General features: G+C 67.3%; 15 protein-coding genes and 1 riboswitch. Of the genes, 8 read left to right on the plus strand and 7 right to left on the minus strand.

What is annotated here, in order from left to right:
• Positions 1 to 35: 35 nt before the first annotated feature.
• The 3 genes from KF715_14380 to KF715_14390 are packed head-to-tail and all read right to left on the minus strand — an operon-like array spanning position 36 to position 4,765.
• Positions 36 to 3,137 carry an efflux RND transporter permease subunit gene (locus KF715_14380; protein ID MBX3737879.1) on the minus strand — a complete coding sequence of 1,034 codons (3,102 nt, stop codon included), beginning with the start codon at positions 3,135 to 3,137 and terminating at the stop codon, positions 36 to 38.
• A gap of 12 nt (positions 3,138 to 3,149) precedes the next feature.
• On the minus strand, positions 3,150 to 4,250 hold the full coding sequence (locus tag KF715_14385; GenBank protein MBX3737880.1) for an efflux RND transporter periplasmic adaptor subunit: 1,101 nt from the start codon (positions 4,248 to 4,250) through the stop codon (positions 3,150 to 3,152).
• A gap of 11 nt (positions 4,251 to 4,261) precedes the next feature.
• Positions 4,262 to 4,765 carry a MarR family transcriptional regulator gene (locus tag KF715_14390; GenBank protein MBX3737881.1) on the minus strand — a complete coding sequence of 168 codons (504 nt, stop codon included), beginning with the start codon at positions 4,763 to 4,765 and terminating at the stop codon, positions 4,262 to 4,264.
• 240 nt (positions 4,766 to 5,005) lie between these two features.
• Positions 5,006 to 5,118: riboswitch (TPP riboswitch) on the plus strand.
• A gap of 66 nt (positions 5,119 to 5,184) precedes the next feature.
• On the opposite strand from KF715_14390, the gene KF715_14395 reads away from it, so the two are divergent.
• On the plus strand, positions 5,185 to 7,314 hold the full coding sequence (locus tag KF715_14395) for a TonB-dependent receptor (GenBank protein ID MBX3737882.1): 2,130 nt from the start codon (positions 5,185 to 5,187) through the stop codon (positions 7,312 to 7,314).
• Between the two features lie 70 nt (positions 7,315 to 7,384).
• On the opposite strand, the gene KF715_14400 is transcribed toward KF715_14395, so the two are convergent.
• Entirely contained in the window at positions 7,385 to 7,717 is a 333-nt protein-coding gene (locus KF715_14400) for a DUF4286 family protein (protein MBX3737883.1), read from the minus strand.
• 163 nt (positions 7,718 to 7,880) lie between these two features.
• Between KF715_14400 and KF715_14405 the strand changes: the two genes are divergently transcribed.
• Positions 7,881 to 9,986, plus strand: coding sequence for a S9 family peptidase (locus KF715_14405; GenBank protein MBX3737884.1), 2,106 nt, complete (start codon positions 7,881 to 7,883; stop codon positions 9,984 to 9,986).
• Between the two features lie 95 nt (positions 9,987 to 10,081).
• Positions 10,082 to 10,894 carry a hypothetical protein gene (locus KF715_14410; protein ID MBX3737885.1) on the plus strand — a complete coding sequence of 271 codons (813 nt, stop codon included), beginning with the start codon at positions 10,082 to 10,084 and terminating at the stop codon, positions 10,892 to 10,894.
• 120 nt (positions 10,895 to 11,014) lie between these two features.
• On the opposite strand, the gene KF715_14415 is transcribed toward KF715_14410, so the two are convergent.
• Positions 11,015 to 11,944: a 5'-methylthioadenosine/S-adenosylhomocysteine nucleosidase gene (locus KF715_14415; protein MBX3737886.1), complete on the minus strand. Its 930-nt coding sequence runs from the start codon at positions 11,942 to 11,944 to the stop codon at positions 11,015 to 11,017.
• 173 nt (positions 11,945 to 12,117) lie between these two features.
• Between KF715_14415 and KF715_14420 the strand changes: the two genes are divergently transcribed.
• A complete protein-coding gene (locus tag KF715_14420; GenBank protein ID MBX3737887.1) occupies positions 12,118 to 13,455 on the plus strand; it encodes an NCS2 family permease in 1,338 nt (445 codons plus the stop codon).
• 146 nt (positions 13,456 to 13,601) lie between these two features.
• On the opposite strand, the gene KF715_14425 is transcribed toward KF715_14420, so the two are convergent.
• The gene (locus KF715_14425) at positions 13,602 to 14,546 is read right to left on the minus strand and encodes an S-adenosyl-l-methionine hydroxide adenosyltransferase family protein (GenBank protein ID MBX3737888.1); all 945 of its coding nucleotides are present in this window, start codon (positions 14,544 to 14,546) and stop codon (positions 13,602 to 13,604) included.
• 258 nt (positions 14,547 to 14,804) lie between these two features.
• Positions 14,805 to 17,225 carry a TonB-dependent receptor gene (locus KF715_14430; GenBank protein ID MBX3737889.1) on the minus strand — a complete coding sequence of 807 codons (2,421 nt, stop codon included), beginning with the start codon at positions 17,223 to 17,225 and terminating at the stop codon, positions 14,805 to 14,807.
• Between the two features lie 337 nt (positions 17,226 to 17,562).
• Here KF715_14430 and KF715_14435 point away from each other — a divergent pair, with 337 nt between their 5' ends.
• From KF715_14435 to KF715_14450, 4 genes are all read left to right on the plus strand, one after another.
• Positions 17,563 to 19,095: a tagaturonate reductase gene (locus KF715_14435; protein MBX3737890.1), complete on the plus strand. Its 1,533-nt coding sequence runs from the start codon at positions 17,563 to 17,565 to the stop codon at positions 19,093 to 19,095.
• 10 nt (positions 19,096 to 19,105) lie between these two features.
• Positions 19,106 to 20,602: an altronate dehydratase gene (locus tag KF715_14440; protein MBX3737891.1), complete on the plus strand. Its 1,497-nt coding sequence runs from the start codon at positions 19,106 to 19,108 to the stop codon at positions 20,600 to 20,602.
• Between the two features lie 367 nt (positions 20,603 to 20,969).
• Positions 20,970 to 21,509 carry an RNA polymerase sigma factor gene (locus tag KF715_14445; protein ID MBX3737892.1) on the plus strand — a complete coding sequence of 180 codons (540 nt, stop codon included), beginning with the start codon at positions 20,970 to 20,972 and terminating at the stop codon, positions 21,507 to 21,509.
• Positions 21,506 to 22,537 (plus strand): FecR domain-containing protein, encoded by a 1,032-nt coding sequence (locus KF715_14450; GenBank protein MBX3737893.1) that lies wholly within the window; start codon positions 21,506 to 21,508, stop codon positions 22,535 to 22,537. The genes KF715_14445 and KF715_14450 overlap by 4 nt, the downstream gene beginning before the upstream one ends.
• Positions 22,538 to 22,554: the final 17 nt, after the last annotated feature.

Consider the following 22,554-nt stretch of genomic DNA (forward strand, 5'->3'; position numbering starts at 1 on the left):
CCCCTGCGGCTCGTCCCGCCAAAGTTGGACGTGGATTAATGCGCGGCGTGCGGAGCGGCGGCGGGCAGTGCCGCTTGGGCTTTGGCCTCGGCCTGGCGGTCTTTCGCGATGAGCGTGTAGAACACCGGCACCACGAAGAGCGTGAAGAGCGTGCCGATCGACATGCCGGTCGCGATGACGAGGCCCATGCTGAAGCGCGCCTCGGCGCCGGCGCCCTTGGCGACGACGAGCGGGAGCACGCCGAGCACCATGGCGGCGGTGGTCATGAGGATCGGGCGCAGACGCGTGCCGGCGGCGTGTTCGATCGCCTCACGGACGCTGTGGCCTTGTTCCTGCAGGGTGTTCGCGAACTCCACCATGAGAATGCCGTGCTTGGTGATGAGGCCGACGAGCGTGATGAGGCCGACCTGCGTGTAGATGTTCATCGTCGCGGCACCGAGGAAGAGGAACACCATCGCACCGGCGAGCGAGAGCGGCACGGCCATCATGATGATGAACGGGTCGCGCCAGCTTTCGTATTGGGCGGCGAGCACGAGGAAGATGACGACGATCGCGAGCGCGAACGCGGTCATGAGCGAGCTGCCTTCCTGGACGTATTGGCGGAGTTCGCCCTTGTAGTCGGCGGTGAAACCGGCGGGGAAAACCTGCTTCGCTTCGGCGTTCAGCCAGTCGAGCGCTTCGCCGAGCGAGACGCCGGGGCGCGGCACGAGGCCGAGCGTGGCGGAGTTGAGCTGCTGGAAACGTTCCAGCGCGCGCGGCTGCGTGGTTTGCTCGATTTTTGCGATGCTGGAGAGCGGCACCAGTTTGCCCTTGCCGGTCGAGATGTAGTAATTGCCGAGCTGTTCGGGCGTGAGGCGCGAGACGCGCGTGACTTGCGGCGTGACCTTGTAGGCGCGGCCTTGGATCGAGAAGCGGTTCACGTAGCCGCCGCCAAGCATCGAGCCGAGGTCGGCGCTGAGCTGCGACATGTCGATGCCGAGCACGGCGGCCTTGTCCTTGTCGATGACGAGGTCGGCCTGCGGCATGTCGTATTTGAGGCTGTTGTCCGCATAGACGAATTTACCGCTGGCCAGGGCGCGCTGCATGAGCTCGTTGGCGACCTCGAGGATTTGCGCGTGATCGGCGGTCGAGCTGATGACGAACTGCACGGGCAGGCCGCTGCCGGCGCCGGGCAGTGATGGCGGGAGCACCGCGGCGAGCTTCAGGCCGGAGACGTTGCCGGCGAGCGCTGTGGTGGCGGCGGCGACTTGTGCGGCGCTGCGGGTGCGCTGCTCCCAGGGCTTGAGCACGAGACCCATCATGCCGCCGGACGGATTGGCGAGGCCGGTCGTCGGATCGAAGCCGAGAATCATGAACCGCACGCGGGCTTCGGTCAGCGCGTCGGTGACCATCGGATTCAGTTTTCCGGTGTAGAGCTGCGTTTGCTCGAGCGTGGCGTTCGGCGCGCCGCCGATGATGCCGAGCACGAAGCCGCGGTCCTCGGCGGGTGCCAGCTCCTTCTTGGTCATCAGGAAGAACGGCACGAGGCTCGCGAAGATGAGCACGGCAACCAACACGACGGCGACGCGGGTGTTGAGCACGTGATCGAGGAAGTTTTCGTAGCGCGTGCGGAGTTTCGTGAACGTGACGTCGAGGAAGTGCTCGATGCCTTTCGGGTTCGGGTTATGCCGCAGCAGCTTGGCGCTGAGCATGGGCGACAGCGTCAGCGCCACGAAACCCGACACGAGCACGGAGCCGGCGAGCGTGAAGGCGAACTCGCGGAAAAGCGCGCCGGTGACGCCGGATTGCAGGCCGATCGGCGCATAGACGGCGGCGAGCGTGATCGTCATGGCGATGACGGGGCCGACGAGTTCGTGCGCACCCTTGATCGCGGCGTCGAAGGGCGTGAGGCCTTCCTCGATGTGGCGGTGGATGTTTTCCACGACCACGATCGCGTCGTCGACGACGAGGCCGATCGCCAGCACCATGGCGAGCAGGGTCAGCAGGTTGATCGAGAAGCCCATCGCGAGCATTAGGATGCCGCAGCCGACGAGCGAGAGCGGGATCGCGACGATCGGGATGACGACGGAGCGGAACGAACCGAGGAAGAGGTAGATCACGATGATGACGATGATCATCGCTTCGACGAGCGTGTGGATGACTTCGGAGATGGATGAGTTGATGAACTCCGTGGCGTCGTAGAGGATGTTGGCTTGGAGGCCGGTGGGGAACTGGCTGACGAGGTCGGGCCAGACGGCGCGCACGCGCTTGATGACGTCGATGGAGTTGGCGGTCGGCAGCACGCTGATGCTCATGCCGGTCGCGGTCAGGCCGTTGAAGGTGAGGTTGGAGCTGTAGTCCTCGGCGCCGAGCACGACGTCGGCGATGTCGCCGAGGCGGACGATGCGGCCGTCCTTCTCGGCAATGACGATCTGGCGGAATTCCTCCGCGGTGTGCAGGTCGGTTTTGGCCGTGAGGTTGACGGAAATCATCGCGCCCTTGGTCTGGCCGACGGCGGAAAGGTAGTTCTGCGAGGCGAGCTTGGCGCGGACGGTGGCGGCACTGAGGCCGAGCGCGGCCATGCGGTCGTCCTTGAGCCAGATGCGCATGGCGAAGGTGCGGCCGCCGAGGATGTCGACCTTCTGCACGCCCTCGACCGTCGAGAGCTTGGGCTGCACGACGCGGACGAGGTAGTCGGTGATTTGGTTGGCGGCGAGCGTCTCGCTGGAGAAGCTCAGATACATCGACGCGGTGGTCTCGCCGACGGCGACGTCGAAGATCGGATCTTCGGCGGCGGCGGGCAGCTCGCTGCGCACGCGGTTCACCTTGGAGGTGATTTGCGTGAGCGCGGCGTTCGGGTCGTAGTTGAGACGCAGCTTGGCGGTGATGACGGAGACGTTGGGACCGCTGACGGATTCGACGTAGTCGAGGCCGTCGGCCGAGGCGATCTCGCGCTCGAGCGGCGTGGTGATGTAGCCGCGGATGAGGTCGGCGCTGGCGCCGGGATACGACGTGGTGACCTTCACGACGGCGTTGTTGGTCTGCGGGTATTGCCGCACGACCATCGCCTTGAAGGCGAGCCAACCGCCGAGCAGTAGGAAGAGGTTGACCACCGTCGCGAGAATCGGACGGCGGATGAAGAGGTCGGTGAAGCGCATGGTGGCGTCCGGTTAGCTTTCGACGGGTTTCGGCGCAGGATTGGCCTGTGGGGCGGTGGAGTTGTCGATTTTCACGGCAGCGCCGTTGCGGAGTTTGATCTGGCCGGAGGTGACGACCTGGTCGCCGACCTTGAGGCCGCTCAGCACTTGGGTGAGGTCGCCGCGACTGGAGCCGGTTTTGATGAAGCGCTGTTGCACCGCGCCCTCGGCGATCACGTAGACGGTTTCGCCGTAGGGATTGTGCACGATCGCCGCGGACGGGATGACTTCGGAGTGCTCGCTGGCAGGAAGCAGGACTTCGACGCGGGCGAACATGCCGGCGCGCAGCGCCTCGTCGGTGTTGGGCAATTCAGCACGAAGATCAATGCTGCGTGTCGCGTCGTCGAGGCGCGGGCTGAGCGCGACGATTTTGCCTTCGAACGTGCGCTCGGGGAACGCGTCGACGCTCAGGCGCACGGTCTGGCCGGCGGCGACGCGCGCGATGTCCTGCTGCGGCAGCGAGAAGTCGACGTAGATTGGGTCGGTGCTTTCGAGCACGACGATGGCGTCGCCCTTGCTGAGGAACTGGCCGGGATAGACCTGCACGATGCCGAGCCGGCCGGCGAACGGCGCGACGATGTTCTTCTTGGCGATCGTCGCCTTCAGCTGCGCGACAGACGAGCGTGCCTGTTGGAGCGTGGTCTCGGCGGTGTCTAGGTCGTTGGGCGTGTTGGTGCCGTTGGCGCGGAGCTCGCGGGCGCGGCCGAGGTTGATCTCGGCGAGATGCGCCTGGGCTTCCAGGCCGGCGAGTTGGGCATCCTCGACGGAGGTGTCGAGACGCACGAGCGGTGCGCCGGCGGCGACGGTGCGGCCGGAGGTGGCGGCGATTTCGCGGACGGCGCCTTCGAGTTCCGTTTTCACGACGATGCCGCGGTAGCTCTTGAGCGCGGCGACGGCCTGGATCGTATTCGGCCAGGTTTCCTCGCGGACGGTGGCGGCGCTGACGGTGACGGGCGGCGGCTTCATGCCGGCCATCGCGGCCATCGTTTGCCGAATGGAATAGAATTTGTAGCCGAAGATCGCGGCGAAAATGGCGAGCGCGATGGCGGCGGTGAGGACGACGCGTTTATTCATGGTGGTAAGTTTCAGGATTGAGTGGTGATCGCGCCCTCTTGCAGCAGAGCGCAGCCGGTGAACAGGTCTTGCCGGACCTTGGTGTCGATCAGGCGCGTGATGCTCTGGACCGCTTGGAGGAAGCCGAGGGTGGCGGGCTCGACGGCCTTGCGGCCGGCGGCGGCGAGCCGCACGTAGATCATGCGGCGGTCGTGCGTGTCTCGTGTGCGGGTGACGAACGTCCGTTTCTCCAGATGATCCAGCGCTTCCGTGATCGCGGACCGTGAGACTGCCGTGTGCATGGCGAGGTCGGCGGAGCCGATGGGATCGGGATCCAGCGAAAACAACACGACGAGCACGGCAAACTGCAGTTCGCTGAGCCGATGCGGTGCGAGAGCCTGATGAATCGCGGTGTGCACCGCGGCGCTGGTGTCCAGATGTTCCAGCACCAAGCGGCATCGCTCGGCATCGAATCCGCTGCGTTGACGGGCGATGGCGAGGAGAGCGTGAGCGGCGAGAGACTCGGTGCGTTTCATGGCGTGCCCAGTCTAGCTTCCGGGAGCGGAGGTTAGAAATGCTTCCTGCCTCTCCTCGTCATGCCGGAGAAGTATTGAGGAAACCCGCCGCTGTCCGTCTTGCCGGCGAGCGATTCATGCCGCATCGCTCTCATGATTGACATCGTTCGCAGCGTGCGGGGCAGCCCTTGCGGGCGAGAGGCGGGTCCTCTGGTGACGAACTGCGTCATTGACGGCAGGGTGGTGGGGCGTTTCGTTGCGCCTCGCCTGTAGGGGTGTCTTCCGCGGAAGGCTGAGATTGCGGTGCGAACGGCCGCTCGACCCTTGGAACCTGAACGGATCATGCCGACGAAGGAAACAGCAGGCGCACGCGAAAGCGCCGAGTGGCGCCGGAGCGGCGCCCCTTCAACGGGAGTCCGATTCGGTCCGGGCATCAACCGATGCAATACCCGACACGAATCACCTCCATCACCCTCGCGCTGACGGCGCTCGCCGTCGCCCGGGCCCAGACCGCGGGTGCGCCCGCCGCCGATGCGCCGCCGGTCAAACTCGAGCCGCTCCGCGTCACCGCGGACCTCTGGCAGTCGCCGCTCGCGAGCATTCCGGCGAGCGTCTCCGTTTACGACGCCGACGCGTTGCGCGCCGGCGCCGTGCGCCACTTCGGCGACCTCGTGGACCAGATCCCGAACCTCACCTACACCGGCGGCACATCGCGCCCTCGCTACTTGCAGATCCGCGGCATCGGCGAGAACTCGCAATTCGAGGGCGAGACGCCGGACTCCGCCGTGCGCTTCCTCGTCGACGACTTCGACTTCACCGGTCTCGGCACCGTCGCCAGCACCTTCGACGTGCAGCAGGTCGAGGTGCTGCGCGGCCCGCAGGCCGGCGCGTTCGGCGCCAACGCCGCCGGCGGCCTCGTCCGCCTCGTCACCAACGCTCCGACGCCTTTCTGGACCGGCTCCGCCGAGGCCACGGTCGGCGGCGACGACCTCCGCAGCGGCGCCTTCGCCGTCGGCGGCCCGCTCCTCGCGGCGAAGCCCGAGGAGCTCATGGCCCGCCTCGCCGTGCAGCAGACGCGCGCCGACGGCTTCCGCCGCAACGTCACGCTCAACGCCGACACCAACGCGCGCGACGAGTCCACCGCGCGCCTCCGCCTCACGTGGAACCCGAACGACCTCTGGCGGTGGGACGTCGCGCTGCTCTACGCCGACTTCGACAACGGCTACGACGAGTTCGCGCTGAACAACAACGGCAAGCTGACCTACAGCGACCAGCCCGGCCGCGACGAACAACGCTCGCTCGCCGCCAGCCTCCGCGGCACCTACCGCGGCCTCGCCGGCGCGCGCCTCAGCACCGTCACCAGCGTCGCCCGCACGCACTCGCGCTACGCCTACGATGACGACTGGACTGCCGCCTCCTACATGGGCTTCTCCGACCTCCACCGCTCGCGCTGGGTCGTGAACCAGGAGCTGCGCCTCGACTCCGAGCCCGGCCACGCGCTGAGCTGGATCGACCGCTGGACCGCCGGCGCCTTCTACTCCGACATCGACGAGCGCTCGCGTTACACCGACGAGGATCCGTGGGACCTCCGCGGCCTGAAGACCGTCTACCGCTCGAAGAACACCGCGCTCTTCGGCCAGGTGCAGCACGACTTCTCGCCCGCCACGCGCCTGGTCGTCGGCCTGCGCGGCGAGCACATCACGATGGACGGCAGCGGCCTGAAGACCCGCTACGAGAAATGGTCCGGCAACTGGCGCGCGCCGGTCACCGTGCTGCCCTCGTTCTCCGACACCCTCCTCGGGGGCAAGGTCACGCTCGAGCACGACCTCGACGCGCACACGCTCGCCTTCGCCTCGCTCACCCGCGGCTACAAGGCCGGCGGCATCAACGTCGACGCCCGCATCGACATCGGCACCGACCCGCTCACCTACGGCACCGAGACGCTCTGGAATTGGGAGGCCGGCCTCCGCGGCCACTGGCTCGACAACCGCGCCACCGGCGAGCTGACCGCCTTCTACCTCGCCCGCCGCAACACCCAGGTGCGCGACTCAGCCGGCTTCGGCGGCAACTACCGTTTCTTCACCGACAACGGCGACGACGCGCACGTCGCCGGCCTCGAGGCCGCCGGCGCCTACGCGCTCGCGCGCGACTGGACGGTGCGCGGCTCACTCGCGCTCATGCGCTCCGAGCTGAACCGCTTCACGCTCCGCAATGGCAACACCGGCGGCGGCCGCGACCTCGCGAACACGCCGCACTACGGTTACACTCTCGGCACGCGCTACGGCGCCGTCGCAGGCTTCTTCGCCAACGCCGAGCTCGTCGGCCGCGCGCAGCAGTTCGACTCGAACAACCAGAACGAGGCGCGCCGCGCCTTCCGCATCGTCAACGCCAGCCTCGGCTACGCCTGGCGCGAGTGGACGCTCACGCTCTGGGCCAAGAACCTCCTCAACGAAACCTACGACAAGCGCGTGTATTTCTTCGGCAACGCGGACCCCGACTACATCGAGACCCGCTACGAGGACCGCGCCGACCCGCGCCAGATCGGCGTCACGGCGAGCTACCGCTTCTGAGGCCTGCCGCCGTCGAACGTCTTCGAGGATTTGTCACCTATTAGGTGACAAATCCTTTTGGACGGTCTGTTCACTCCGCGCTCAGCTCGGTCGCAATCTCCGCGACCTGTCGCGCGTAGGTGACGCCGCTCTCCGGCGGGAAATGCTTCAAGCCGTCCGCCCGCAGGCGCGGCGCATGGTCGCGCACGTAGGCGTCGAAGGCCTTGCGCGAGGGGAACACGTATTGCGTCTCCACGACCGCGGGCGCGGTATCGCTCTCGCGGTCGGGCAGCACGATGCGCACGGCGGTAGCGCCGCCGGCCATGACCTCGGCGACGTGGTTCGGTGTGAGCCACGAGAGGAAGCGGCCGCGTTGTTGGAGGTCCTGGCACGTGGCGCGGACAGTGTAGAGGAGGGCGGGCATGGGCGTGAGAGCTGAGAGCTGAGAGCTGAGAGCTGAGAGCTGAGAGCTGAGAGCTGAGAGCAAAACACGCGTTATGCAATGTTGGCGCACGAAGCGAGAATTTCGCGGCCGAAAAACCCGCGCTTTCCTTGTGCGCGCTCCTCGCTACGTTCGCGGCTCGCCTATGCTTCCCCGCCTCCTTCGCGGCCGCTGCGCCGCCCTTTGCGTTTCGTTCTTCGCGGTCACTCTGACTGCCGTCGCGACCGACCAGCGTCCGCTGTCGCTCGACGACATGTTCAAACTCAAGCGCGTGTCCGACCCGCAGATCTCCCCCGACGGTCGGCACGTCGTCTACGTCGTCACCGACGTCCTCTTCGCGGAAAACCGCACCCAGTCCGATCTCTGGATCGCCGACACCACCGGCGGCCAACCGCACGCGCTGACCTCGACGCCAAAGAACGAACGCCACCCGCGCTGGTCGCCCGACGGCAAGTGGATCGCCTTCGAGTCGAATCGCGTCGGCGACGACTACCAGGTGTTCGTGCTGCCCACCGATGGTGGTGAGGCGCGGCAGATCACGACGCTCTCCACCGGCGCGACGTCGCCCGTGTGGTCGGCGCAGGGTGACCAGATCGCGTTCGTCTCGGAGGTGTTTCCGGAATTTTCGGAGAAGCCGTTCGCCGAGGCGGACAAGTTGAACAAGGAGAAACTCGCCGCGCGCGAGGCCAGCAAGGTCAAGGCCCACATCGCCACGCAGCTGCTCTATCGCCACTGGGATTCGTGGGTCGAGGACAAGCGCCAGCACGTGTTCGTCGTGCCGGTCAAGGACGGCGTCGCGACCGGCGCACCGCGCAACGTCACCCCCGGCGAAAATGACGGCGTGCCGACTTCCGACACGTTCAGCGCGGGCGACGAGTTCGCCTTTTCACCCGACGGCAAGTCGCTCGCTTTCACCGCGCCGCCGCTGCCGACGCGCGAGCAGGCGTGGAGCACGAATCACGACATCTGGCTCGTCGATCTCGCCACGCTCGAGCGCAAGCGTCTCACGACTGCGCCGGGCGCGGAGGGGTATCCGCGCTTCTCGCCCGACGGCAAGACGCTCGCCTACCGCGCGCAGGAGCGCAGCGGCTTCGAGGCCGAGCGCTGGGAGCTGAAGGTGCTCGATCTCGCCACCGGCCAGTCCCGCAGCCTCACGCAGAAATGGGACCGTTCCGCCGAGGCGTTCGTCTGGGCGCCCGATGGCAAGAAACTCTATTTCACCGCGCAGGACGCCGGCATCGAGCCGGTTTGGTCGGTCGATCTCGCGAGCGGCTCCGCGGCTGCGCCCGCGCGCGTCACGAGCGGCGGCGGCGTGTTCGGCAGCTTGAGCATCACGGCCGACGGCGGCGTGCTCGCCTTCACGCAAGCCAGCGCGACGCGCCCGCCCGAAGTCGGTGCGCTCAACCTCGTCGGTGCCGCCGATGCCGTCGCCCCGCGCGCCCTCTCGCAGACCAACGCCGCCTTGCTCGCCGGCGTGCAGTTGAACGCGCTCGAATCCGTCACCGTCGCCGGCGCGGGCGGCACGCCCGTGCAGATGTGGCTGCTGAAGCCGCCGGGCTTCGACCCCGCAAAGAAATACCCGCTCGTGTTCTGGGTGCACGGCGGCCCGCAGGGCGCGTGGATGGATGCATGGAGCACCCGCTGGAATCCGCAAATCTGGGCTGCGCAGGGTTACGTGCTCGCGATGCCGAATCCGCGCGGCTCGACCGGCTTCGGCCAGAAGTTCACCGACGAGATCTCCAAGGATTGGGGCGGCAAGGTCTACACCGACCTGATGGCGTGCATGGACTGGCTCGAACAACAGCCGTTCATCGACGCGAAGCGCGCCGCCGCCGCGGGCGCGAGCTACGGCGGCTACATGATGAACTGGTTCCAGGGCCACACCGACCGCTTCCGCACGCTCATCACGCACTGCGGCGTGTTCGACCTCTCGAGCATGTATGGCACGACCGAGGAAGTGTGGTTCGACGAGTGGGAGCACGGCATCCCGTGGGAGACGTCCGACGCCGACAAGTTCTCCCCGCACAAGTTTGCCGCCAACTTCAAGACGCCGAACCTGATCATCCACAACGAGCGCGATTTCCGCGTGCCGATCAACCAAGGCATGGAACTGTTCACGACGCTCCAGCGCCGCGGCGTGCCGTCGAAGCTCATCATGTTCCCCGACGAGGGCCACTGGGTGCTCAAGCCGCAGAACAGCGAGCTCTGGCACAAGGAAGTCTTCGCCTGGCTGGCGGAGTATTTGAAGTGATGTAGGGCGGGGTCTCCCGACCCCGCCTTTGTGTGCGCAAGAATGAACCTCTGCGGCGGGGTCAGGAGACCCCGCCCTACAAAAGCTACCGCCCCGTGATTGCCGCTCTTTGGAAACGCTTCCGCACCGACTCGCCGCGCTGGGCGCAGCGGCTCGGATTGACGCGCGAGCATTTCGCCATTTCGAGCCGGCACGACCGCGTGCGCGCCGCCTGGGCACCGCACCTGCGCGCCAGCCGCGAGGCCATCCTCGCGGCGACCGAGCGTTGCCCACGCCGCGAGCGAGCGCTCGTGATCGGTGCCGGCGATTGCCTCGACGTGCCGGTGGCCGAGCTCGCGGCGCGCTTCGCGCAAGTGACGCTCGCTGATATCGTCGTGAGCGCGACGGCGAAGGACTGCGCGAAACGCTTTCCCGGCCGCGTGCGCTGCGAGCAGTGGGATGCGACCGGTGCGCTCGCGCGTCTGGCCGAAGTGCGCGACGTGATCTCCGCGCACGACGCGCCGAAGCTCTTCGCCGATTCCGATCCTGGCCCGCCGCCGGGCGGCGAACCGGATTTTGTCGTCTCGGCCAACTGCCTCTCGCAACTCGGCCTCGTGCCGGCGCACGCGTTGCCCGCCGCGGAGAAGGACAAGGGCTTGCCCGATCGCTGCGCCAAAGTCGCGGCGCGCCGCCACCTCGACTGGCTGGCGGAACGGCGCGGCGCCGTGCGCGTGCTGCTGGTCGACGCCGCGCGGCTCGATCTCGCGCCCGACGGTGCGACGGTGTTGAAGACCGAGACGCTCTACACCCGCTTTGGGCTGCGGGCGCCGGACCGCACTTGGCGCTGGAATCTCGCGCCGATCCCCGAGTGGTCGCCCGACTTCCACCGCGTCCACGACGTCGGCGTGTGGGTGGATGGAGCGGAGTGACGGCGAGCGGGGCTGAGCCGGGTTTACACCGCAAGCAGCGTGCGGGCATGCGATCGTGCTCTCTGGGGTGCAACCGAGGTCGCTGTCTACCGCTGAGGCGAAGCGCGTTTTAGAATAGACTCAGAGTTCGTCGACTACTTGGCGCAGCACCTTGGCGGCGACACGGGAGACGGGGAGTTCGTTGGCGTCGATCGGATTCGCGCCGTGCTGGCCGCCGGCGAGATCGCTCAGGCCGCGCACGATGAGGATGGGCACGCGGTTGCACCAGGCGACGTGCGCGAGCGCCGTGGATTCCATGTCGGTGCAACGCGCGGACCAGACTTTCTGGAGCCACTCGCGGTAGGCGCGGTTGTCGAGGAAGACGGAGCCGGTGACGCCGGTGCCGCCGACGTGGATCGCGACGTCGTGGTCGGCGCGGTGGAATTTGGGGAGCTTGGCGATGGCGCGGCGCGTGGCGTCGAGCAGTGCGGGATCGATCGGGAAGACGGGCATCGTCTCGTAGTCGGCCGCGCCGTCGCGCACGGCGGCGACGTCGTCGGGGTGGATCATGCCGAAGTGTTCGTGGCGGATCGTGAGGTAGTCGGGTTTCACGTAGCCGCCGTGGCCGTCGTCGTTGAGGTAGGCGGATTCGTCGTGGTAGGCCCAGCGTTCAGGCACGACGATGTCGCCGACGCGGAGCTTCGGATCAGTGCCTCCGGCGACGCCGGCGAAGAGCACGGCGGTGATGGGCAGGTGGTCGAGTGCGAGTTGGAGCTGGTAGGCGGCATTGACGACGCTGGTGCCGGTGCGGAAGAGCACGACGTCGTGCCGGCCGACGCGACCGCGCCAGAAGGTGACGCCTTTGAAGGTTTCCTTGGTGAAGCCGTTGGCCTCGGTGGCGCCGAATTCGTCGCGCAGCGCGGTGAGTTCGGGCGGGTAGGCGCCGCAGAGGGCGAGCAACTCGGCGCGCGAGTCGGCGGCGAAGGAGAGGGCGCCGAGCACGGCGAAGAGCAGCGCGTGAGCGAGTCGAGGGAGGCGACTGAGCGGCGACAGAGACGCAAGGCGGGACATGCGCGGCGCGTGAGCAGGCGCGGTGCCAGCGGGTGGAGGCCGCAGGCGGGCTCGGGAGAATTTTCGCGAGTCCGGTGTCGGCTCGCTGGCGCTCGCCGCTACCGGCAGTGAGGATATGGGCCACTTCGCGCTTCGCTTGGCATCGGAACGGCTGTTGGCTGGCCCGAATGACGCTGTTCCAACGCCTGTTCCGCCTCGACGAGAACGGCACGACTGCCGCCCGCGAGATGCAGGCTGGCCTGACGACCTTCGCCGCGATGGCCTACATCCTCGCGGTGAATCCCTCGATCCTGTCCGCCACGGGCATGGACAAGGCCGCGCTCGTCACGGTGACCGCGCTCACGGCAGCGCTGGCGACGGCGTTGATGGCGCTGCTGACGAACTACCCGATCGCGCTGGCGCCGGGCATGGGCATCAACGCGTTCTTCACGTTCACGATCGTGCTGGGCAAGGGCGTGCCGTGGACGGAGGCGCTGGGCATGGTGTTCGTGAACGGCGTGGTGTTCCTCGCGCTGTCGGTCACCGGCGTGCGGGAGAAAATCATCCACTCGATCCCGCATTCGCTGAAAATCGCGGTGACGTGCGGCATCGGACTCTTCATCGCGTTCATCGGCTTGAAAAACGGCGGGGTGATCGTGGCGCATCCGGCGACGTTCGTCTCGCACGGCGATTTCGCATCGGGGCCGGTGGCGCTGTGCCTCTTCGGCATCCTGTTGACGGCGGTGCTCGTGGCGCGACGGGTGACGGGGGCGATTTTTCTCAGCATCGCGGCGGTGACGGTCATCGGGCTGTTCGTGCCGGGCGCGGGCGGGAAAATGGTGACGGCGGTGCCGGATCATTTCGTGGGATTGCCGGCGTCGCCGTCGCCGGTGTTCATGAAACTGACCTTCGGATTTCTGACGGACGGCAAGGCGCTGATGCTGGCGCTGCCGATCATCCTGACGCTGCTGCTGGTGGATATGTTCGACAACATCGGCACGCTGATCGGCGTGACGAAGCGCGCGGGGCTGCTCCGACCGGACGGCACGCTGCCCGGCGCAGGACGCGCGCTGGTGGCGGATTCGGTGGCGACGCTGCTCAGCGCGATTTTCGGCACCTCGACGGTGGTGAGCTACATCGAGTCGGCGTCGGGCGTGGAGGCGGGCGGACGCACGGGGCTGACGTCGCTGACGACGGCGGGGCTGATGTTGGGCGCGCTGTTTTTCACGCCGTTGATCCTGATGGTGCCGGCGGTGGCGACGGCGCCGGCGTTGGTGATCGTGGGCGTGTTCATGATGCAATCGATCACCGAGATCGACATGCACGACTTCAAGGTGGCGATGCCGGCGGTGCTCACGCTTTTGGCGGTGCCGCTGACGTTCAGCATCGCGGAAGGCATCGGCGTGGGACTGATGGCGGCGGCGCTGCTCGCGGTGGGCCTCGGCGAGCCGAAGAAGTTGACGCCGCTCGGCTACGTGCTCGCGGCGGTGTTCTTCGCGCAATTTTTCCACCTTTGGCCGTTCGGCGGCTGAGGCGCAGAGGTGGGGCGCGAGCGAGTTCGCTGATTGGAGGAAAGGCGAAGACGACACACGGTCTTAGCCGTAGGGGCGCAGTCTTGCTGCGCCCGGGGATGATGCCGCGATTGACGAAGGGCGCAGCAAGACTGCGCCCCTACATTTCAAGACCGTGGCTTCGTGACCGGTGAGCGGGTGACGCGGACGGTCCAGGTGCCGCCGGAGGCGAGGCCGTGGGCTTGGGAGAAGTTGCCCATGTTGAGCGCGAAGGAGACGTTGAGCAGGCTGTTCAGGTAGAGCAGCGGCGCGCCTTCGGGGACATCGCCGAAGGTGCGGACGTAGGGTAGCACGCCGCGCCAGACTTCGCGGCCTTCGTGGCTGATGACGACGGTGAAGGTGTCGCCGAAGCGCGGCGCGGGCGTGAGGCCCTCGAAGAGCGTGTCGGGGATGTTGGTCCAGACGTTGCCGTAGTGGAAATCGATGAGCGGGATCGTGCCGACGAGGGCGTCGCCGTCGCGCGCGGCGGGAGTGTAGGGGAGGCGGACGACTTCGGGGGCGAGGAGCGGGCCGACTTGCTCGAAGGTGATCGCGCCGGAGGCGAGGCGCGCGCCGACGTAGGCATAGACGTCGCGGCCGTGGAAGGTGTAGCTCTTTTCGGAGCCGGCGCGGCGGTTGACGTGTTCGTCGATGCGGCGGACGGCGGCGATGCCGAGTTCCTCGGCGACGAGGGAGAGGGTGCCGTTGTCGGGGGTGACGAAGTAGTGGCCGGATTTGGTTTGGAGGACAACGGAGGCGCGGGCGGTGCCGACGCCGGGATCGATGACGGAGACGAAGACGGTGCCGGCGGGCCAGTAGGGCGCGGTTTGCTTGAGGCGGTAGGCGGCTTCCCAGATGTCGTAGGGCGTGTTCTCGTGGCTGAGGTCGAAGAGGTGAAGCGTGGGATCGACGGAGACGGCCACGCCCTTCATGGCGGCGACGGCGCCGTCCTTGGTGCCGAAGTCGGTCTGGATCACGAGCGGGCCGAGCGGCGCGGCGAGGGCGTGGAGCGCGAGAACGAGGGAGAGCGCGAAGGCGAGGCGGGCGAGCGAGGGAATGCGGCGGAGGAGCATGGCGGGAAGTGGGAGCGTGGGTTGGCTCGGTTGAAACACAGAGGGCGCAGAGACCACAGAGGAAAAACGGTTGGTGCGCGAGTGGAGGATATGGAAGAGGGCAAGCGGGGTCGGCGGTCATAGGCCGCCGCTACCGAAGAGCGCGTGCTGGTGCGGTGAGCGAGGCGCGAGCAAGCTCGCTGCCTGCGCGGTGGGTGAAAAAAGGCCGGCCGTCGCAGGCGTGGGTGCGACGGCCGGCCTCGCGGGAAAGAGCGGGACTCAGAAGTTCTTTTTCAACGTGAGCTGGAGCTGCGTGCCGGGCAGGGTCAGGATTGAGGCGTTGCCGTAGACGGCGTTGGGCGGTCCCCAGTTTTTCTCGTCAGTGATATTGCTGATGGCGAGGCGGGCGCCCCAGGTCTTGGTGTTGTAGGCGACGCCGGCGTCGATCGAGTATTGGGTCGGGATTTTGAGGGTGCCGGCGAAGTTGTTGATCATCGAGCCGGTGACGAGGGCGTTGGCGTTCACGGTCCATTGCGGGGTGAGGGCGTAGGAAGCGAGCGCGTTGAAGAGGTGCTTGGGCAGGCCGGAGACGCGACCGTCGTCGTTTTTCGCGGCGTAGAACTGGCCGACGCCGCCGTCGGACTGGAAGCCGGCGGAGGTGACGGCGACGATGTAGGAATAGGAGACGGTGGCGTAGAGGCGTTTGCTGGGCTGGTAGTTCAGCTCGGCTTCGAAGCCCTTCGAATGGAATTTCTGGATGATGGTGGAGCTGGTGCTCTTGAAGGTGCGGGTCTGGTCGAAGAGGGCGAAGTTCAGGAAGAGCTTGTTCTGGTAGAGGGCGTATTTGGTGCCGACTTCGATGAGCTCGCTCGGTTGGAGGAAGTTGTCCTTGAAGAGGGCGGTGCCGGCGGCGTTCCAGCCGGTGATGCCGCCGCCGTTGCCGACGGCGCCGGAGGTGTTCTTCGAGTAGTTGTAGGTGGCGTAGAGGCTGGAGGCGGTCGTGGGCTTGTAGACGAGGCTGGCGTTGTAGTTGGGCACCCAGACGGTGATCGATGCGGTGGGGTGCGAGGCGAGGAGGGGCTCGCGGACCCAGGCGTGGAAGCGGTCGGCGCGGCCGCCGGCGATGAGGCTGAGTTTGTCGGTGAGCTTGTAGTTGCCCTGCGCGAAAAGGCCGGCGGTGCTGCCCTTGGAGTCGTTGGTGTCGCCGTTCGAGATGCCGTCGGTGGCGTAGCGGCCGGGCCAGCCGGGGATCGGGAGCGAGGTGAAGGGATTGGGGAAGTTCATCGAGTTGTAGACGTTGACGTAGCTGAGATCCTTGGTGAGGTCCCAGACGTTGGCGGGCTCGAAGAAGTAGTCGTCGTAGGCCTTGGTGCGCTGGTAGCGGAGGTCGAGGCCGGCGTTGAGCGTCCAATCCTTTTCGGTGACGATGAACTCGGTGCGGTTCTCGGCGAACCAGGAGGGATCGATGACTTCGGAGTAGTAGTAGGAGCTGAGCGTGTCGCGCTTGGTGTAGCTCCAGTAGGTGTTGTTCACGATCTTGAAGGTCGGGCTGACGGTCTTGGTCTGGATGGCTTGGAAGTTGTATTCGCGGCCGGTGGAGTGGTCGCCGGGGCGGAGGAGGCGGGCGTGGCGGCTGATCTCGACGGTGGGGCCGAAGACGACGCGGTTGCCGGCGGGGTAGCCGGAGGTGACCCAGCGGGAGTTCTGCGGGTCGGAGACGGGGGCGGCGGTGCCGCCGACGGTGGCGACGTTGCCGAAGGAGATGGGGTTGCCGGAGGCGTCGGCGTAGCCGAAGGGATACGCGCCGAAGTCGGGCGCGGGGTTGCTGTTCACGCCGGTGAGGTAGCGGCCGTTGTCGATGAGGTCTTGGGTGACGCGGTTGAGGCCCCAGTTTTCGGTGTATTTGTAGAGCGAGACGCTGCCGCTGAAGAAGATCTCGTAGCCGGTGGAGGGGCGGAGGGTGAGGGCGCCGTAGAGCGAGTTGTTCTTGTTATAGTAATTGTGCCAATAGCCCTTGCTGTCCTGGCCGGAGTAGCTGAGGCGGTAGGCGGCCTTGGACGAGATCGGGCCGCCGACGTCGATGGTCCACTCCTTTTGCGAATAGGAGCCGATGGTGACGCTGGCGGTGCCCTTGAAGCCGTCGAAGTAGGGGCGCTTGGTCACGAGGTCGACGAAGCCGCCGACATACATCGAGGTGCCTTGGACGGCGGTGGCAGGGCCTTTGACGATGTTGACGGACTCGACGGAGTTGAAGTTCAGCGGGAGGCCGTTGCCGTTGGAGGTGATGCGGCCGCGGACGCCGTTGATGAAGAGGTCGGCGGTCTGGCCGCGGATGGAGGGATTGGCGGGGGCGCCGAAGTTGGTCGTGGTGTAGGCGCTCGAGGTCAGCTTGGTGAAGTCGAGCACACTGGAGATGTTGATGTCGCTGAGCTGCTGGCGGGAGATGATGGTGACGTTGCGCGGCACATCCACGATGTTGTCGTCGGTGCCGAAGACGGAGTTGAAGGGGCGCGCCGTGGGCAGGATCTGTTTGGCGATGGGGACGTCGTTGACTTGGAACTCGTCGAGCTTGACGACCTCCTTGTCGGCGGTGGCGTCGGCTGGGGCCTCCTGGGCCTGGAGAAACATCGCGGCAGCGAGTGAGGCGGCCGCGATGGCGAAGCGATACGGTGTGCGGGGATAGGGCTGACGTGTGGGCATCGCCGCTGCCTGAGCAGGCCATGCGCCAACCGCCCACCCGCTCGTGCGTCAAGATAGGTTAGAAGCCGATTCGCCTCGCCGGCGCGACGCTCAGGTTGGTTGTGCTTCACCCCCACCGCGGACGCAGCCCGGCGTCCACCGACAAAAGAAACCAACATAGCGCGGGCGTGCGGCGCTCGCTTTGCATCGCTTGTGATTCGCTCGTCATGACGCGAGTCATTAGCATCGCCGCCGTTTCGCGCGCGGGCCGTTGAAACCATGCGCGATGACAGCGCGGCGCATCGTCGCGCGCGGCCGGTTTGTTCGTAGTGGGCGTGCGGCGCTCGCGGCCGCAACTATGACGACCCTCTCTCGCTCCCTCATCACCAAGACTTCCGCGCTGCCGGCCGGCCTCGCCTGCGGCCCGCTCGCGACTTTCCCCGAGCGCATCGTGCAATTCGGCGAGGGCAACTTCCTGCGTGCGTTCGCCGACTGGATGATCGACGAGCTCAACAGCCGCGGTCTCCTCCAGAGCCAGGTGCTCGTCGTGCAGCCGATCCGCCAGGGTCTCGCCGCGCAGCTCAACGCCCAGGACGGACTCTACACCGTGCTCGTGCGCGGCACCGAGAACGGCCAGGTCGTCGAGTCGCCGCGCGTCGTCACCGCGGTCCGCCGCGCGCTCGATCCCTATGCAAGCTGGGCGGAGCTCGTCGCCACCTTCGAGAGCAACGACCTGCGCTTCGTCCTCTCCAACACGACCGAGGCCGGCATCGCGTATTCCGCCGAGCCGCTCGAACCGACGAAATGCCCCGAGTCGTTCCCGGCCAAGATCGCGTCGCTGCTCCACGCCCGCTTCCGCGCCGTGCGCGGTCACCCGGAGCGCGGGCTGGTTTTCGTGCCCTGCGAGTTGATCGAGAAGAACGGCACGCAGCTCCGCGAATGCGTGTTGAAGCATGCGCAGGCGTGGGGCCTTTCCGCGGAGTTCGTCAAATGGGTCGGCGAGTCCAACGTCTTTCTCAACACGCTCGTCGACCGCATCGTGCCCGGTTACCCGAAGGCCGAGGCCGCCGACCTCGCGAAGAAATTTTCCTACCAGGACAACCTCATCGTCGCCTCGGAGCATTTCCACCTCTGGGTGATCGAAGGCCCGCGCGAGATCGAGCAGGAGCTGCCGTTCGCGCGCGCCGGGCTGAACGTCGTGTGGACCGACGACCTCACGCCCTACCGCAGCCGCAAGGTTCGGGTGCTGAACGGCGCGCACACCGGCTCCGTGCTCGCCGCCTACGCCGCCGGCGCCACGACGGTGAAGGAGATGATGGACGACGAACTCACCGCCGCGTTCGTCTACCGGCTCGTGTTCGACGAGATCGTGCCCTGCCTCGCGCAACCCGCCGAGGAGCGTCGCGCCTACGCCGAGGCCGTGCTCGAGCGCTTCCGCAATCCCTTCGTGCGCCACGAACTGCTTTCCATTTCGCTGAACTCCGTTTCGAAGTGGAAGGTGCGCGTGCTGCCCTCGCTGCTCGATGCCGTCGCCGCGCGCCGCGCCGTGCCACCGCTGCTGGCGTTCTCGCTCGCGGCATTGCTGTGGTTCTACCGCGGTCACCGCGAGCCCGACGGCCGCATGTTCGGCCGCCGCGGCGACGAGAAGTATCCGATCCGCGACGACGAGGCAGTGCTCGATTTCTTCGCGCGCGAGTGGGGCCTCGTCGAGGAGACGGGCGACCGCTTCCAGCTCACCAAGAACGCGCTCGCGCAAACCCAGTTCTGGGGCCGCGATCTCAACGAGGTGCCCGGCCTGGCCTTCGCGGTGTCGATCTCCCTCGAGCGCATCGCGACGCTCGGCATGCGCGAAACGTTGAAGAAGCTCGTCCTCGAAACCCCGCGCTCCTGAACCCGATCCCATGAACTCCGGCGTGCTCCTCATCCATCCGGCCGACAACGTCGCCATCGCGCTCCGCCGCCTCGCGGCGGGCACGACGGTCGAAGCGGGCGGTGCGTCGGTAACGCTCGCGACGGACATTCCGTGCGGCCACAAATTCGCGCGCGTTGCGCTCCGCGCCGGCGACCCTGTCCGGAAGTTCGGCCAGCCCATCGGTTCCGCTACGGTCGACGTGCCGGCCGGCGGCTGGGTGCACACGCACAACGTCCGCACCAATCTCGACGGCGTGCTCGACTACACCTACGCGCCGCAAGCACCCGCGCCGCTCCCGCGCGTCGAGGGCCGCACGTTCCTCGGCTACGCGCGCCCGAATGGCGATGTCGGCGTCCGCAACGAACTCTGGATCATCCCGACCGTCGGCTGCGTCAACGAGGTCGCGCAAGCGCTCGCGCGCAACCTCCGCGCCGCGGGCCTCCCCGCCGGCATCGACGGCGTGCACGCGTTCTCGCATCCGCACGGCTGCTCGCAACTCGGCACCGATCACGCGTCGACGCAGCAGATCCTCGCCGGGCTCGCGATGCACCCGAACGCCGGCGCGGTGCTCGTCATCGGTCTCGGTTGCGAAAACAACACCATGCCGAGCTTCCGCAAGCTGCTCGGCGTGGCCGACGGCGCGAGCGAGCGCTATCGGTTTCTCTCGGTGCAGGAATCGCCCGACGAAATGGCCGAGGGCGCGAAGCTTCTAGGCGAACTCGCCGCCTACGCCGCGCAGTTCCGACGCACGCCGCACCCGCTCGCGCGCCTGCGCGTCGGCCTGAAGTGCGGCGGCTCCGACGGTTTTTCCGGACTCACGGCGAATCCCGTCGTCGGCGCATTTTCCGATCGGCTCGTCGCCGCCGGCGGCACCACCGTGCTCACCGAAGTGCCCGAGATGTTCGGCGCCGAGGCGCTGTTCCTCAATCGCTGCGCCAGCCGCGCGGTGTTCGACGACTGCGTCGGCATGATCAACGGCTTCAAGGAATACTTCCTCCGCTACAACCAGGTCGTCTACGAGAACCCGTCGCCGGGCAACAAGGACGGCGGCATCACGACGCTCGAGGAAAAATCGCTCGGCTGCCTCCAAAAAGGCGGCACGTCCGAAGTCGTCGCCGTGCTGCCGTATGCCGGCCGCCTCGCGAAGCCGGGCCTGAATTTTCTCACCGGTCCGGGCAACGACATCGTCTCGCTCACGGCGCTCGCCGCCTCGGGCGCGCACCTTGCGCTCTTCACCACCGGACGCGGCACGCCGCTCGGCGGCCCGGTGCCGACGCTGAAGATCGCCTCGAACTCCGACCTCGCGACGCGCAAGGCCGGCTGGATCGACTTCGACGCCGGCCGCATCATCGACGGCCTCGCGATGGAAGCTGCCGCGGACGAGCTGCTCGCGCTCGTCGTCGCCGCCGCGAGCGGCAAGCTCGCGCGGAACGAAGTGAACGGCTTCCGCGAGATCGCGATCTTCAAGGACGGTGTGACCCTTTAGCCGCGTTCGCCGGCCGCTGGCGTGGAGGCGGCAGTGAAACGGCTACCCGCCGGCCGGAGCAATCCGGCCGGCGGGCCTCGTTTCCGGAGGTCGCTCGACGCCGGGCCGGGCAACGGATGCTCTGTGCTTTCTTCGGGGCGGGGGAGCCGGTCCGCTTCGCACGCCTCCCGCACAACGCGGCCGCTCGTCGCAATATTGCCGCTCCGGCGCCGCGGGGCGGGAATTGCCTTTAGATGCGCGATGCGGCGACTTCCGCTAAAGAAATTTCTGCGCTGCAAAATTTCCCCTTCACGCGAGCCGTGCTTCCCGGTTTCGCCTCGCTTGCCGCGAGCGGCGGAGTCACGTGTGGACAAGATCCCCGTCAGCCGTGCCCCCGCAGTGTCCCGAAGAAGCGCAGTGGTTTGCGACCGAGCTCCAGCCCCACGAGCCGATGCTGCGGGCGTGGCTGCGTTCGCAGTTTCACATCGCCTCCGAGGTGGACGACGTGATTCAGGAGGCGTTCGTGCGCGTGCTACGGGCGCGGGCGAACGGCGAGGTGCGTTCGCCGAAGGCGCTGTTGTTCGTGACGGCGCGCAACATCGTGCTCATGCAAATGCGGCACCGGCAGGTCGCGCGCATCGGCGGTTTGGCGGAAAACGCCTTCGACGGCATCCTGGATGAAGGAGCGGACGTTGCCGCCGAGGTGGCGCGCTCCCAGGAACTCGAACTCTTGACCGCGGCCATCCAGTCGCTGCCCGCCCGCTGCCGTCAGATCCTGACGCTGCGGAAGATCTACGGTCTCTCGCAGCGCGAGGTCGCGGCCGAGATGGGTATTTCGGAACACACCGTCGAGGCGCAAGGCACCATCGCGCTGCGCAAGCTCGGCGAATTTTTCACGCGGCACGGCCTGCCGCCTTCCCACCGATGACCGACCCGGGTGCATTTTCCACTTCGTCGATCGACGACCAGGCAGCCCATTGGGTCCTGTGCGAGGATCGCGGACTCACGCCGGCGGAGCAGGACGGCTTTCTGCAATGGCTCGCGGCCGATCCGCGGCACGGCGCGGCGCTGCGGCGACACCGGCAGAACTGGTCGCGGCTCGACCTTCTCGGCCAATGGCGGCCGGAGCACGGCGCGCGGCCGAACCCCGACCTGCTCGCGCCGGCGGGGCCGGTTGTTCGCTCGCACGAGTTTCGCCGTCGGGTGCTGCCTTGGCTCGGGCTCGCCGCGGCAGTGGTCCTGGCCGCGTTCGTGGCGTGGCCGCGACTGTCCACGCCGTCACGCGGCGCGGAGGAGGCGGCCGCGCCGATCGCGATGATCGAATCGCAGACGCTGCCCGATGGATCGGTGGTCGAGCTGAATCGCGGCGCGGTGGTCTCGGTGCGATTCACGGCGGCGGAGCGGCGCGTGCAGCTCGAGCGCGGCGAGGCGCATTTCACGGTGGCGAAGAATCCCGCGCGGCCCTTCGTCGTCTCCGCGCGCGGCATCGAGGTTTGCGCGGTCGGCACGGCGTTCAATGTCCGGCTCGGCCGTCAGTCGGTCGAGGTGCTCGTCACCGATGGCAAGGTGCGCGTCGATCAGGCGTCGCCCGCGCGCGAGGGCGGCCGCACGACGGTGGTGCCGGCCCTCGCGCAGGGACACCGCACGATCGTTCCGCTCGCCAGCGCGCGTTCGGTCGAGGTGAAGGCGGTGACGACGGACGAGGCGGAGCAGTTGCTCGCGTGGCAGCCACGCATCCTCGACTTCACCGCCACGCCGCTGCGGAGCGTCGTGGCCGAGTTCAACCGCCACAATCCCTCGGTGCACCTCGTCGTCGCCGATGCCGAGCTGGCCGAGGTCGAGGTGAGCGCCTCCCTGCGCTCGGACAACGTCGAGGGCTTCATCCGCCTGCTCGAAACCGGATTCGACGCGCGCTCCGAGCGTTTCGGCGAGACGATCCGGCTGCGCCGGCGTTGAGCGCGGCGCGGAGGGCG

It is taken from the genome of Candidatus Didemnitutus sp. (assembly GCA_019634575.1).
Lineage (GTDB): Bacteria > Verrucomicrobiota > Verrucomicrobiia > Opitutales > Opitutaceae > Didemnitutus.